Source organism: Rheinheimera pleomorphica, assembly GCF_011634895.1.
Lineage (GTDB): Bacteria > Pseudomonadota > Gammaproteobacteria > Enterobacterales > Alteromonadaceae > Alishewanella > Alishewanella pleomorphica.
This window is the reverse complement of record NZ_SIRR01000031.1, coordinates 168,414-181,883: the sequence shown is the minus strand read 5'-3', so window position 1 is coordinate 181,883 and position 13,470 is coordinate 168,414. Positions and strand designations below refer to the sequence as shown.

14 protein-coding genes are annotated in these 13,470 nt (G+C 50.5%); 7 read left to right on the top strand and 7 right to left on the bottom strand.

Annotated elements, in window-relative coordinates:
• Positions 1-33: 33 nt before the first annotated feature.
• Both EYB30_RS17160 and EYB30_RS17155 read left to right on the top strand, forming a co-directional pair.
• Positions 34-495: a GNAT family N-acetyltransferase gene (locus EYB30_RS17160; RefSeq protein WP_166840534.1), complete on the top strand. Its 462-nt coding sequence runs from the start codon at positions 34-36 to the stop codon at positions 493-495.
• A gap of 181 nt (positions 496-676) precedes the next feature.
• A complete protein-coding gene (locus tag EYB30_RS17155; protein ID WP_166840532.1) occupies positions 677-988 on the top strand; it encodes a hypothetical protein in 312 nt (103 codons plus the stop codon).
• A gap of 251 nt (positions 989-1,239) precedes the next feature.
• Here the strand turns inward: EYB30_RS17155 and EYB30_RS17150 are convergent, their stop codons facing one another.
• From EYB30_RS17150 to EYB30_RS17140, 3 genes are all read right to left on the bottom strand, one after another.
• Complete coding sequence (locus EYB30_RS17150) at positions 1,240-1,581, bottom strand: hypothetical protein (protein WP_166840530.1); 342 nt, start codon at positions 1,579-1,581, stop codon at positions 1,240-1,242.
• A 22-nt stretch (positions 1,582-1,603) separates the two neighbouring features.
• Complete coding sequence (locus EYB30_RS17145; protein WP_166840527.1) at positions 1,604-1,939, bottom strand: hypothetical protein; 336 nt, start codon at positions 1,937-1,939, stop codon at positions 1,604-1,606.
• Between the two features lie 180 nt (positions 1,940-2,119).
• Positions 2,120-2,833, bottom strand: coding sequence for a hypothetical protein (locus tag EYB30_RS17140; RefSeq protein WP_166840523.1), 714 nt, complete (start codon positions 2,831-2,833; stop codon positions 2,120-2,122).
• 178 nt (positions 2,834-3,011) lie between these two features.
• Between EYB30_RS17140 and EYB30_RS17135 the strand changes: the two genes are divergently transcribed.
• Positions 3,012-4,067: an alkene reductase gene (locus EYB30_RS17135; RefSeq protein ID WP_166840518.1), complete on the top strand. Its 1,056-nt coding sequence runs from the start codon at positions 3,012-3,014 to the stop codon at positions 4,065-4,067.
• Between the two features lie 61 nt (positions 4,068-4,128).
• On the opposite strand, the gene dsbB is transcribed toward EYB30_RS17135, so the two are convergent.
• Entirely contained in the window at positions 4,129-4,665 is a 537-nt protein-coding gene (gene dsbB / locus EYB30_RS17130) for a disulfide bond formation protein DsbB (RefSeq protein WP_166840515.1), read from the bottom strand.
• A gap of 106 nt (positions 4,666-4,771) precedes the next feature.
• Between dsbB and fadR the strand changes: the two genes are divergently transcribed.
• A complete protein-coding gene (gene fadR, locus EYB30_RS17125; protein ID WP_206674678.1) occupies positions 4,772-5,554 on the top strand; it encodes a fatty acid metabolism transcriptional regulator FadR in 783 nt (260 codons plus the stop codon).
• 115 nt (positions 5,555-5,669) lie between these two features.
• On the top strand, positions 5,670-7,922 hold the full coding sequence (locus EYB30_RS17120; RefSeq protein ID WP_166840511.1) for an aminotransferase class V-fold PLP-dependent enzyme: 2,253 nt from the start codon (positions 5,670-5,672) through the stop codon (positions 7,920-7,922).
• Between the two features lie 106 nt (positions 7,923-8,028).
• Here EYB30_RS17120 and EYB30_RS17115 read toward each other — a convergent pair whose 3' ends face one another.
• Together EYB30_RS17115 and EYB30_RS17110 are read right to left on the bottom strand one after the other, a co-directional pair.
• Positions 8,029-8,715 (bottom strand): ChrR family anti-sigma-E factor, encoded by a 687-nt coding sequence (locus tag EYB30_RS17115; protein ID WP_166840507.1) that lies wholly within the window; start codon positions 8,713-8,715, stop codon positions 8,029-8,031.
• Positions 8,699-9,283: a sigma-70 family RNA polymerase sigma factor gene (locus EYB30_RS17110; RefSeq protein WP_166840504.1), complete on the bottom strand. Its 585-nt coding sequence runs from the start codon at positions 9,281-9,283 to the stop codon at positions 8,699-8,701. Before EYB30_RS17110 ends, EYB30_RS17115 begins: the two co-directional genes overlap by 17 nt.
• 256 nt (positions 9,284-9,539) lie before the next feature.
• Here EYB30_RS17110 and EYB30_RS17105 point away from each other — a divergent pair, with 256 nt between their 5' ends.
• The gene (locus EYB30_RS17105; protein ID WP_166840501.1) at positions 9,540-10,148 is read left to right on the top strand and encodes an FMN-dependent NADH-azoreductase; all 609 of its coding nucleotides are present in this window, start codon (positions 9,540-9,542) and stop codon (positions 10,146-10,148) included.
• Positions 10,149-10,331: 183 nt separating this feature from the next.
• Entirely contained in the window at positions 10,332-12,803 is a 2,472-nt protein-coding gene (locus EYB30_RS17100; RefSeq protein ID WP_166840497.1) for a S9 family peptidase, read from the top strand.
• Positions 12,804-12,958: 155 nt separating this feature from the next.
• Here EYB30_RS17100 and mscL read toward each other — a convergent pair whose 3' ends face one another.
• Positions 12,959-13,363, bottom strand: a complete 405-nt coding sequence (gene mscL / locus EYB30_RS17095) for a large-conductance mechanosensitive channel protein MscL (protein WP_166840493.1) — start codon at positions 13,361-13,363, stop codon at positions 12,959-12,961.
• Positions 13,364-13,470 lie beyond the last annotated feature (107 nt).

Sequence of the window (13,470 nt, the reverse complement as noted above, 5' to 3'; positions counted from 1 at the left end):
ATGCTGCGACGATTTCTTAGCTGAGGCTACATTATGTACCACATTCGTCCTTATCAATTTGGTGAAGAGCCGCTGCTGCGTGAGCTGTTTTATAACACGGTGCACAATGTTAACCAGCGCGATTACAATGAAGCGCAGCGCCATGCCTGGGCGCCGGCGCAATACGATGAAAACGCCTGGGCCATGCGCATGCTTGAAAGTGAGCCCTTCGTCGCGCTGGATAATGACACTATCGTCGGTTTTGCTGACGTACAGAGTGATGGCTATATCGACTTTTTCTTTTGCCACCATGCCTATCAGGGCAAGGGCGTAGGCAAAGCCCTAATGCAGCATATTTTAAAAACCGGCAAGCGTTATGGTGTAAAGCGCTTTTACGCTAATGTCAGCCTTACTGCTAAGCCATTTTTCCAGCATTTTGGTTTTGACGTCGTCAGGCAACAGCAAAAGGAAGTACGCGGCGTGGTGCTAACCAATTTTTTGATGGAAAAGCGTTAAAGCCTGTATCGGAGCGAATCAAGCTTACAGCGCGTGCTACAACGGGATCCTAAACAATAGTACCCGGAAAAATGGTAGCAACAAGGCAGTGGTGCTGCTTGGTGGTCGGTTTGAAAAAGCTAAGATAGTTCCAGTTATAGACAAACATTCCTTTAGTTAACACAAGAGCAGAAACACAAACATGGATCAGAAGTCACTGGAACAGAAAATCAAAGACATTATCAGTATTTCATTGTGGCAATTTGAAGGATTGCCTGATCGAATTACCAGCGCATTTGACGACCTACTCACGACTTACCGCTGTGATCAGGTTATTTCGGCGATAGATAGCCTGATGCCTAAGTTACAAATAGAGGAAGCCAAAGCACGGCAAGGCGCTGGCAATTCCGGTATGGCAGGCGAGTACCATATGGCTATAGGCATGCAGCTTTACTACCTGCAACAATGCTTAAGTCTGATCCGCGAAAAGCAATTGAGAGCCAGAGATGAATAAAGACGAGGATTATCTGGCATACATTTATTATGTTTGGCAAACGCCTTCTATTCAGCAAGCCCTGTTGAAACGGTGGACAGCCTAAACTGACTAATTGGTCTGACATTAAAGCGAATGATGTTGAGCTGCAAAAAATCACGCTATGGGCTAATTCTGCAGGCAAGTCGTGAATGGACCTGACGGCGCTGAAAAGGGCGGCCAATAATGTTATTGCCGCCAGTACCACAAGTTGGCGGTTCAGCCTGCCAGCCTCAACAATCTAACGCAATAATCTGCTTAGTATCTGTAAAGGTTAGTAAGTTGTCGGCAAACAGCAAATTTGGCAAGTGGTAACCAAATTGCAGCGAGTGGCGTTTAAGTGCATGGGTAGCAGCGTTATAACTGACAAGCTGTGTTCGGTCTGGTGCGCGGCTGACAAATTCCAGTAACAGCACCGAGTCAGAGTTTTCATTCCATAGCCAGCAGCCCATAAAGTTGTGACCCAGCAGATGACCGTTTACGCTAACGGCTCCTATCATAGGCCCACCCATACCAACTTCGCCGTTAGCCATAAAGGTTAAACTATGCTTCTTGTTGGGTGACAAATCTGGCATCTGCTATCCCTGTGTCGGTAATTTAAGCGTCAGCGTTATCGGCGGAGTTTTGCTGGACAGCTGTACTTTGCAAAAATGCTAACGCGGCATCGCAGTTATACAGTGCTTCACGATATGGCAGAGAAAGCTCGTACGCCAACATACCACCGCACCGCTGCGTAAAGCGGCTTAAACGTTCTTTTTCTGCGGTAAGTGCAGCAATAATATCGGTAATACGATAGTGACCGGTTAAGTGTGCAATAGCCTGTATAGTCAGCTCGCGCGTGTCCGGCTTTTCAGAGGCAAAAGGGTTGTCTGTGGTCGCTATACAGCGTTGTACTGCCGTTGCTAGCTCAGCTAAGTCTGTGTTGTGGTTCATGCGGCTGTTGCCAGGTTAGAAGTCAATGTCGTAATTTATCACAGTATTTTTACGTCACAAGAAAATAGCGTCAAGCGTCTGCTAAGAGCGCAGGCTGCGTAAAAACTTAGTATAAACGCGGCGTTTAATTTTGATTTGCCCCCAATTATTTAGGCCAATAGGGGTTAGCAGCGTTATGCCTTAGCGCTTAACCAAGCCCTTTAACCACTTAATGCCGGTACACAGCAGCTGTTGCAGGTTTACCGGTATTAACACCATAAGCGCTGTGCCGTTATCAAAGTTGGGGGTTAGCTGGCAGTAAAAGGCAATTTCAGCTTTGTTGCTGGCTTTTAACCTTGCTATGTCGTCTTTGCTGTAATTGGTGGTGCGGCCGACGGTTTTTAGGCAGTTAAGGCCGTGCCAGGTGCTGGGTTCGGCATCGGGGACCAGAGCGTGGTACATGGCAATATCGGCTTGGCTCATGCCGGGGTTGGGGTAGATAAAGGCGACTTTTTTGCCCATCGCCCGGTACATGGCCGGGCTTAGCATGGTATCCAGGTAATACACCTTATGGTTGAGATGGTGCAGCCAGGTGCTAACCGCGGCTAAAAAAGAAAAGCCAAAGGTACTGTTGTTGCCGCGATAACCCGGCGTGAACGCCGCTGAGGCGCCCATCACTATGCTGTTGTCGGCCGCTTTACGAAATGTCAGCAAGCAATAACCCTGCAACAGCTCATCCTGATAAAACAGCCGCACGCGGCGCAGGTAATGCTGCGGGTTGGCAAAGTAGTGGCTGAAATACTGCTGGCTGTCGACACCGTTAAAGCTCGCGGCAATTAACGCCGTGATCTGCTCAGCCTGGCTGGCCGTAAGCCAGTTATTACTGCTTATTTTATCTATCTGATAGCAATGCATTATCGGGCACTGACGGAAAATGTTAGCCTTATCAGGCCAGTTTTTCGCGCCAACTGCAATTATTTTTGCCGGCGCCCTTGAATATATACCGAATGGTACAAATATTGAGTTGGATGCTGTTGCACTCAGCTATCTATCCAGATGCCGCAGCTAAATGAAACTGATTACAGGAATTATTATGCCAACCTTATTTGACCCAATCCAAATTGGTGATTTACAGCTTGCCAACCGTATTATAATGGCGCCATTAACCCGTTGCCGTGCCAGTGCGGGCAGGGTGCCGAATGATTTAATGCGTGAATACTATGTACAGCGTGCCAGTGCCGGCCTTATTTTAACCGAGGCGACTTCGGTAACCCCGATGGGCGTGGGTTACCCTGACACACCGGGCATTTGGTCAGACGAGCAAGTGGCTGGCTGGCGCAAGATAACTGACGCCGTGCATCAGGCCGGCGGTAAAATCATGCTGCAGCTGTGGCATGTCGGCCGTATTTCAGACCCGCATTACTTAAACGGCGAGCTGCCGGTAGCGCCCAGCGCTATTGCCGCTGACGGTCATGTTAGCCTAATGCGGCCGAAAAAAGCCTTTGTTACGCCGCGGGCGCTGGAAACTGCTGAAATTGCCGGCATAGTAGAGGCGTACCGCAAGGGCGCGGAAAATGCCAAATTAGCCGGTTTTGACGGCGTAGAAATTCATGGTGCCAATGGTTATTTGCTCGATCAGTTCCTGCAAGACAGCACTAACAAACGTACCGATAACTATGGCGGTAGCATTGAAAACCGCGCCCGTTTACTGCTTGAAGTTACCGATGCGGTAGTAGGAGTATGGGGGCCAGGCCGGGTAGGTATGCACTTAGCACCGCGCTCTGATGCCCACAGCATGGGCGACTCGCAGCGTGCCGATACCTTTGGTTATGTGGCCGCACAGCTGGGTAAACGCGGTATTGCTTTTATCTGTGCCCGTGAAGCCCAGGGCGAGGATAGCCTGGGCCCTCAATTAAAGCGCCAGTTCGCTGGTGTTTATATCAGTAATGAACGATTTGATAAAGCGTCAGCCCAACAGGCGTTAGATAAGGGTATTGCTGATGCGGTGGCTTTTGGTGTGCCTTATATTGCTAACCCGGATTTAGTCGCGCGCTTTAAGCAGGATGCGCCGTTAAATCAGGCGAACCCCGAGCTGTTTTATAGCAGTGGTGCTGAGGGCTATACTGATTATCCGTTTTTAGCGCAATAGGCTGCACTTTAAAACAACAACACCGGCCTTGGCCGGTGTTGTTGTTTTACCGATAAAAACGTTAGCCTTGATAAGGGTTATTGCTGATACGGGTAAATTGTGACAGCAATAACAGCGCTGCGACTATGGCATAGCCCCATAGCGCAAAGGCGCTCCAGAATGCCATACTTTGGCCCAAAAACTGCCAACTGGTATCGCCGCAGCTGCCGGTTGGCTCAAATACGGCGGGTAGCCATTTGTCCAGTGGCAGCCAGCTTGGGAATTCAGCAAACAGCGAACAGCTGAAAAAACCACCTTCGGCCAGCAATTGCTCAATCTCCAGCAATTCATAGGCTTGCATTATGCCAAATACGGCTGCACTTAGCATACCCAGCAATGCCAGCAACCGCAGTAGCATATTCGCTGGTGCCAACAAGCCGATAATACCCGCCAGTAAAATGCCGGCAAAGCCTGCGCGGACATAGATACACTTAATACAGGGCTGCATATGCAGGCCGTGCTGAAAGTACAGCGCCGTGCCCAGTAACGCCAGGCACGACAGTACCACCAGCGCCCAGCCCCAGCGCTGCATAGATAAACGTTTGATTTTTTGTAGCATTTTATATCCTTCTAACGGGGATTTTTTTCTAAGCTTATCGTAATCTACGGTATTTGTGCACAATGTACAATCGGCTGGCATAGGCTGGCTATTTTCAGGCGGTGACTTGTTAACTGATGGCGCTCTGGTACAATCAGTACAAATTTCTGAACAAGAAGACGGACAGATCCGCATGACTAATCTGATTAAAGCGCAAAGCCCGGCCGGGTTTGCTGAAGAGTACATTGTTGACTCGATCTGGAACGGTAAATTTGCGCCAGGCTCTATTTTGCCGGCAGAGCGTGAATTATCTGAGCTGATAGGGGTAACCCGTACCACTTTGCGTGAAGTACTGCAGCGTTTAGCCCGTGACGGCTGGCTGACTATTCAGCATGGCAAGCCGACAAAAGTGAACAACTTTTGGGAAACCTCTGGCTTAAATATCTTAGAAACGCTGGCGCGGTTAGATGAAGAGCGGATGCCAGAGCTGGTTGATGAGCTGTTGTCTGCCCGTACCAATATCAGTGCTATTTATATTCGTGGTGCGATTAAAAACCATGCCCAGCAGGTGGTAGAAATTTTTGCCGGTGCTGAAGCCCTGGAAGATACCGCTGAAGCCTTTGCCGAGTTTGACTATAATTTGAACCACGAGTTAGCTCTGCATTCGGCTAACCGGATTTACGTGCTGATTTTAAATGGCTTTCGTGGCTTGTATAACAAAATTGCCCGTTTTTACTTCTCACACCCTAAGGCGAGGGAGTTGGCACGCAAGTATTACCACCAAATTAAACTGTATGCCGAGGCCGGCAAGTTTGACGAAGTGGTGTTTGCGGTGCGCAAATACGGTAAAGAAAGCGGTCTGGTGTGGTCAGAATTACGGCCGCAAATTCCTAAAGATCTGGTCGAGTAATACGCCAACACAAACCGCCTTCGGGCGGTTTGTTGTTCTCAGCCCTTGAGCCTGTTATCTAAGCCAGTTATTATTGTGAGGAATATCTTATTCTTTTCAGTTATAAAGGTGAGGCATGTTAAGCGCTCAGCAAGAAATTTATCTGGACAACAATGCCACCACACCGGTACTGCCGGTGGCGGCCGCAGCGGCAATGCATACCATGCAGTACGGCTTTGGTAACCCCAGCAGCAGCCATGCTACTGGTATTAAAGCCAAGGCCGAGCTGGAAACCACCCGCAGTTTAGCCCGGCAACTGATTGGCGCCAGTAGCGGGGATATCGTGTTTACCTCGGGTGCTACTGAAGGTATTCAAACCTCAATAGTGTCAGCCTTGCTGGCTGCCCGTGAGCGCGGCCTGGCGGGGCCCGACACCTTATTGCTGTATGGTGCTACTGAACACAAAGCAGTACCGGAAAGTTTAAAGCACTGGAACCGGGTGCTTAACTTTAATGCCACTATCATGGCGATTCCCGTTGATCAGCATGGCTTGCTTGATCAGGCGTTTATCCGCCAGCACCTGAGTAAAACCGCGATGATTTGCACCATGGCGGCCAATAACGAAACCGGCGTAAAACAAGATTTAACTGCCCTGGAGCAACTGATCCGCCAGACGAACCCTGAGGTTTACTGGATGGTCGACTGTGTGCAGGCCCTGGGCAAGATGGCGCTGAATATTGCCGCTACCAGCATTGATTATGCGCCCTTTAGTGGCCACAAACTCTATGCCCCCAAAGGCATAGGCTTTTTATATATCAGACAAGGTGCGCCTTATCAGCCGTTTATTGCCGGCGGTGGCCAGGAAAGCGGCTTACGCTCTGGCACCGAAAATTTGCCCGGCATTGCCGCTTTGCATGCCATATTTACCGAACTGGCCAAAGAGACAGGCTCAGTGTTTCAGCCTGAACGCATCTTGTGGCAGTACCGCCAGGCCCTGCTTAGTGCGTTAAAACAGGTATTTCCGGCGCTGGTGTTAAACAGTGATGCACCTTATGTGGTGCCGACGACGATTAATTTTTCGGTACCGGGGTTTTACAGCAAAGATATTATGGATTTATTTGATGCCGCCGGTATTCGGGTCAGCTCGGGGTCAGCTTGCAGCTCAAAAGTGCCCAGCAGCTTTGTGCTGGATGCGATGGGGCTGGACAGCTGGCGCTCTCAGGGGGCTATCCGTTTATCCTTTGGTCCGGCGATGACAAAGGCCGAGTGCGACCGCGCCTGTGCGGCAATTAGCGCGTTGCAGCAGGTGGTGTGCCAGCATTGTCTGGTGCTGACCGACGCCACCCCAACGTTAGAAATTCATGCCAGTGGCCTGATCCAGTTGAAACACGAGGCATTGTGCAGCTATTTACTGATCTGTCCGGATAGCCGCCAGGTAGTGGTTATCGATCCGGTATTGCCTCTGGCCGGGCGTATCGCCAATATTATTCAGGGCCAGGGGCTAACGGTAAAGGCAATTTTAGATACGCATTTACACCGTGATCATCAATCCGCGCGGCCGGCGTTACTTGCCTTAGTTGGCAACGCCTGCCCGGCAGAGTCATGTGATGTGCTGGGGTGGCCAGAGCAGGTCAGGCAGTTACACTGTGGGCCCTTTCAACTGACCAAGTTAGCCACGCCGGGGCATACCCCGGAGGCTGTAAGTATAATGTTGCACCATAGCGATACAGCCCATGGCGATAAAGTGCGTGCCGTGTTTTGTGGTGATGTACTGCTGCCAGGCGGCATTGGCCGCAGTGATTTGCCGGGCGGAGATATGTCGGCGCTGGCAGACAGTATCCGGTTACTGGCTGCAACCTTGCCGGATGACTGCCTGCTGTTGTCCAGCCATGACTATGCGCAGCGCTTTTTTACCACCTTAGCGCTGGCGCTGAAAGAGCAGCCCCTGCTACAGGATTTACTGCACAACAGCGCCAACTCCGACTGGCCACTGCAATTACAGCAACAGGCCGCCTTATTGCAACAACATAGTCAGCACTTGTGTGGCTTGGTTGAAGTCAGCTTGTCTGATGCAACAGACGTTATCGCGCCGCAGCGGCTTAACCAGTTTATGGCGCAGCGGCCGGACGTACAAATAGTCGATGTGCGCGAGCCGCATGAGCAAAGCGCCGGGGCCTTAACGCAATACTTACAGCAACCCTATGCGGTGCTGGAAATGCCATTGTCTAAATTGGCTGATGCCGTAATGACACAACGTTTGCGGCCAGAGCAGCCGTTGTTGCTGGTATGCCGCTCCGGCAATCGTAGCCTGGTTGCCTGTAAAGTGCTCGGCCGTCTTGGTTTTAAGCAGGTGTTCAATTTAAAGGGCGGCACGGCACTGCTGCAGTAATGTTGCATGCGATAAAAAAGCGCCGCCCCTGTGTTAACCAGGGGCGGCGCAATCACTTCCTGCCAATTAAAACGAGTTTTACTGCACCGGGTTTACTTAGACATACTTAGTAAAAAAACTGCTGCAGAGGGTTTAGCAGCCGGGTTAAGCCCTTTTTAAACTGCAGTGGCGCACTGAGTACCGACAAACATAAGCAGTCTTCGTCTGCCAGGGTGCGCGGCGTATGGGTATCATCCGGCGAGTTAATCAGTAAGTCACCGGCGCCATATTCGCCGTTTTCGTCAACAATTTTACCGGCCAGCACCAGTGTCATTTCCAGACCTAAATGGGTATGTTGTGGCACTTCGGTATCTTTATTTATGTACAGCAAAGAGACATGATGTTCGCTACCGGCGGGCAGTTTTGCTGTGGCAATGCCGCCAAGGGTTAACCACTTGCCATGGTTTGCCGCCAATCGCTGCAAGGCGCGAGGCAAAATAAACTCGCGCTGATTAACCACTATACTTTGTTGTGCGGCCTGACTACGCTGGTTCGCACTCAGTTCAGCTTTGCTTAGCTGCGGCTGCTCAACGATAGCTGACAGCATGGTGCTCCAATCGTCATTGGTTTTTTTAACGTTTTGCTGCACTAGCTGGCTGCCTAAGTCGGCACTGATGTCCTGGCTTAAACGCTGGCAATGTGGACATAAATCAATATGCGCTGCCAACGCCAGCGCGACATCGCCGCTTAAGCTGCCATCAACAAATTGTTCCAGCAATGTCATGCCGGGATGAAACTTAATTGCGTGCGCCATCTAATGCCTCTCTTAATCTGTCCAGCGCTAAGCGGATCCGCGACTTTACCGTGCCCAGTGGAATCGCCAGTTCATATGACACTTCCTGATGCGATTTTTCCTGCAAATAAACTTTCTCCATCACTTCACGCTGCGCCGGTGGCAACTTGGCAAAGTGGGGCGCGAGCTTTTCTGTTAGTAGCTGGTTGTCCCATTGTGCCGCATCATCGGCGGCCTGAGGCTCAGGGTATTCACCGTTAAGCCAGAGATCATCCGCACTGATATCATCTTTGCGGCTTTGCTTTTTGCGTAGCATGTCAAAACGCACGTTGCGCGCTATGGTGAAAATCCAGGTGGAAGCGCAGCCGCGCGAGGCGTCGAACAAGGCAGCTTTTTTCCACACGTTCAGCATAGTGTCCTGCACCATTTCCAGCGCCTGCTGCTCATTACCAAACATTTTCATGCCAAAGGCCTTTAAACGTGGTGCAAAGTAGCTGAACAATTCCGCGTAAGCATGTTTGTCCCGCTGCAGCGCAACGAAGGTTAATGCTTCTTCCCACTGGCTGCTGTTGCTTTGTTGCCCTGTCATAGGCTCACAGGTATCCGTAGTAGGTTGGGGGAGCCTATCATGCCTTGGTACGCTAACTGACTTCAACATGTTTCATGTTCCTGATTAGGTCGCTCACCGACAGTCGTGTTGTTATCTAATACTGTTTTACGCAGCCCACCGAGTTACCGATCTCTGTTTATAATAATAAAAAATCGAAAGGTAACTGTGTTTTTATCTGATTTTCTTCCTAAAAAGATACGTTATGATTGTCGCATCAACTCACAGGAGATCAGCCATGAAACAAATTCTTTTAATTAACAGCTCTATAAACGGTGATAAAGGCCATTCAGTTCAGTTAGCGCAGCAGTTTATTGCGCAGTTGCCAGCAGGCAGTTTTACGCTGGACACGCTGGATTTAAATGCCACGCCGCTGCCGCATCTGGATATGACTGAAATGGCGGCCTGGATGACCCCAGCCGAGCAGCGTAGTGATGAACAGCAACAACTGGCGGCAATATCAGATAACGTGATTGCCCGCATTAAAGCGGCAGATGTGATCATCTTGGGTGTGCCAATGTATAACTTTGGCGTGCCGTCGCAATTAAAGGCACTGCTGGATCGCGTGGCCAGGGCAGGTATTACCTTTAAGTACACCGAGCAAGGCCCGGTGGGCTTGCTGGATGATAAACCGGTGGTTATTTTTGCTACCCGGGGTGGTGTGTATCAGGGCACTGAGCTGGACAGCCAGACGCCGTTTTTGCAGACGTTTTTTAATTTTGTCGGTTTAAAAGATGTGCATTTTGTTTATGCTGAAGGCCTGAACATGGGCGCCGACGCACAGCAGGCGGCGTTGACCGCAGCTAAGGCGCGTTTAGTTGAAATCAGCGCTAAAATCGCCGCTTAACTTCTCCACAGCTGTTCGAATAGTTGCTATTCACGCTGTTTTCTGCCGGCCCGGTTTGGGCCGGTTTTTTTATCCGCTTAATCTTATCTGCTTTGCTGTCAGCCGCATCCTGGCGTTGCTCTGTTGCGTTAGCGCATCAGGCTTTGTATAAAAGAGCGTCTTTCATCAGTATAAGAATGTTTTATGACTCAGCTTCGATCCTCTTTAGTGGCCGTTGCATTGTGCAGTCTGGTGTTAACCAGCCCGCTGCAGGCAAAAAAAGCCGAACCGCAAACCTATCAGACGTCAGCTGTCAGTGTGCCGGTTGCATTTACCGGTGATAGCAGTATTAAACTCAGCCTGGAGCAGATCATGGCCGATCCTGACTGGCTGGGCCGCCAGCCTGAAGAGGCGCACTGGAGTGCCGATAGCAGCCAGGTGTATTACCAGCGCAAGCGCGAAGGCAGCGAGCTGCGTGACTGGTACGCCCGGCCATTAGATGCCAGGGGTAATGGTGACGCTGTCGCATTGGCGCAGCTGCATCAGCTAGGCTCCGATGCCGCCGTGTATAACCGCGATCGCAGCATGCAGGCCTGGGTGTTTGAAGGTGATGTGTTTGTGCGCACTATGCAAACAGGCGTCGTCAGCCAGTTAACCCGTGATAATACCGAACAAAGCGCACCACAGTTTTTACTGGATGGTCAACTGGCTTACCGTGAAGGTTGGACTTACTACGCGCATGATATTGCCTCTGGCCAACGTGTCGAGCTGGCCAGCCTGAAAACTGAACAGCAGCCTGAAGCACCGGCAAAGCCGGCAGGCTACCTGGCGCAGCAGCAGCATAAGCTGATTGAATTTATTGCTCTGGAGCAAAAAAATGCACAGCAGCGCCACGACGCGCGTCAACAGCTGTTGCAGCAAAATGCCAGTCTGGCACCAAGTGCTTTCTATTTGGGTAAAGGCCAGCAGATTGTGGCAGCGAGCTTATCGCCGAAAGCGGATTACTTGCTGGTGTCGGTACGCAAAGCCACTAAGCGCAACGACAAGGATATTATGCCTAACTACATCACCAGTAATGGTGATATCGCAGCAGAGCCGGTGCGGGCGCGGGTAAATGATGTTACACCGCAGCCACAACGTATTTTATTATTAAACCTCAGCGATGGCAGCAGCACTGAACTGAGTTACAGCAGCTTGCCAGGCTATAACGACGATGTGCTGGCTGAGGTAAAAGCTGAAAACGCCAAAGCACGTGGCGAAAAATACCAAAGTAGCAAGGTGATCCGGGATATTGGCCTGATGACCGACTGGTACTGGAGCCAGAGCGCCATGCGCTGGCACAGTAGTGGTGAGCAGGTAGCCTTAATGCTGAAGGCGCTGGACAACAAAGATCGCTGGATCGCCACTGTCGATTTTAAGCAGAAAAAGCTGGTGCCACAGCACCGTCTGCATGATAACGCCTGGGTTAACTATGCCTTTAATGACTTTGGCTGGTTAAACAACAGCGACAGTCTGTACTATTTGTCAGAAGAGTCGGGGTATTCACACCTGTATTTAAAGCCACTAAAAGGTAAGGCGAAAAAACTCACCCGCGGCACCTTTGAAGTCAGCAGCCCGGTACTGACGCATGACGACAGTTATATCTATTTCCAGGCCAATGTGAAGCACCCGGGTAACTATGAAGTTTACCGCACGGTAATGGCCAGCGGCGATATGCAGCAACTGACCGATTTAGGCGGCAGCACCAGCTTTACGCTGTCACCGGACGAGCAAAAACTGTTGCTGAATTTCTCGACTAATCTTCTGCCTAACGAGCTGTATGTGGCAGATGCTAAGCCTGGTGCTGTCGTGACGCGGCTTACCGATACGGTATCTGAGCAATTTAAGCAATTGCCTCTGGTCGCACCTCAGGTGGTGGCTGTGCCGTCAAGTCATGGCAAGCAACCGGTGTTTTCTAAAGTGTATTATCCGGCAGATTATCAACAGGGCGAACCACGGCGCGCGGTGATCTTTAACCACGGCGCTGGCTATCTGCAAAACAGCGACCTAGGCTGGTCGGGGTATTTCCGTGAGTTTTTGTTTCATAACCTGTTGGCGCAACAAGGCTATGTGGTGATGGATATGGATTACCGGGCATCAAAAGGCTACGGCCGCGACTGGCGCACCGCCATTTATCGCCGCATGGGCACACCCGAGATTGAAGACTTAGCCGACGGGGTTAACTGGTTAGTCGACAATGCCAATGTCGACCGCAAGCGTATTGGCACCTATGGTGGCTCTTACGGCGGCTTTATGACCTTTATGGCACTGTTTACCCAGCCCGATTTATTTCAGGCTGGCGCGGCGCTGCGGCCGGTAAGTGATTGGGCTTACTATAACCATGCTTATACGTCGAATATTCTGAATACACCGGCGATTGACCCTATTGCTTATCAGCGCAGCTCACCAATTTACTTTACTCAGGGGCTGACAAAACCCTTACTGATTAATGCGCCTATGGTAGATGACAATGTGTTCTTTCAGGACGTGGTGCGTCTGGTACAGCGCTTAATTGAGCAGGAAAACAGCAACTTTGAAACGGCTATCTACCCGGTAGAGCCGCATGGCTTCCGCCAGCCCAGCAGTTGGCTGGATGAATACCGGCGGATCTATAAGTTATTTGAGCAGAATTTATAACGGTGTAACGATACGGTCGCAATACCCGCTCTGGCTCGCCGCAGCAACTCGCCCTAATGCCTGCGGCAGGGCTCAGACACTCTGCGCCGACCAGATCGGGTTTCCGACCTCCTTTAGGAGACGTTTTTTATTCAGTTAGCGTGATTTAAGCAACGTTAGGGTTTTTTCAGCAAATCACGAATTTCGGTCAGCAGCGCAATATCAGCCGGAGGTGCGGCGGGTGCCGGTTCTGGTTTGGCTTCTTCTTTTTTCTTCATTGAGTTCATGGCTTTAACGCCAATAAACACGGCAAAAGCAATGATCACAAAATCAATGATAGTTTGTACAAACATGCCATACTTGATGACCACTTCAGTCTGCGTTTCTGTTGCCTGCTGAATAATGATGGCCAGGTCACGAAAATTAACCCCACCCAGCAACACGCCAATGGGCGGCATAATGACATCGTTGACAAAAGATGACACTATCTTGCCAAAGGCAGCACCAATAATAATACCGACTGCCATATCTACCACATTGCCGCGCATGGCAAAGGCTTTAAACTCTTGCAGCATACTCATCGTTAAGCTCCTGTTTTATTATCGTTATTGGCTGCTTGCGGTTAACCGCTGTCGGGCCGGGCAGCTTAAAAAACTATAGCCAGCAAATTGCCATTTACCAGGGGTAA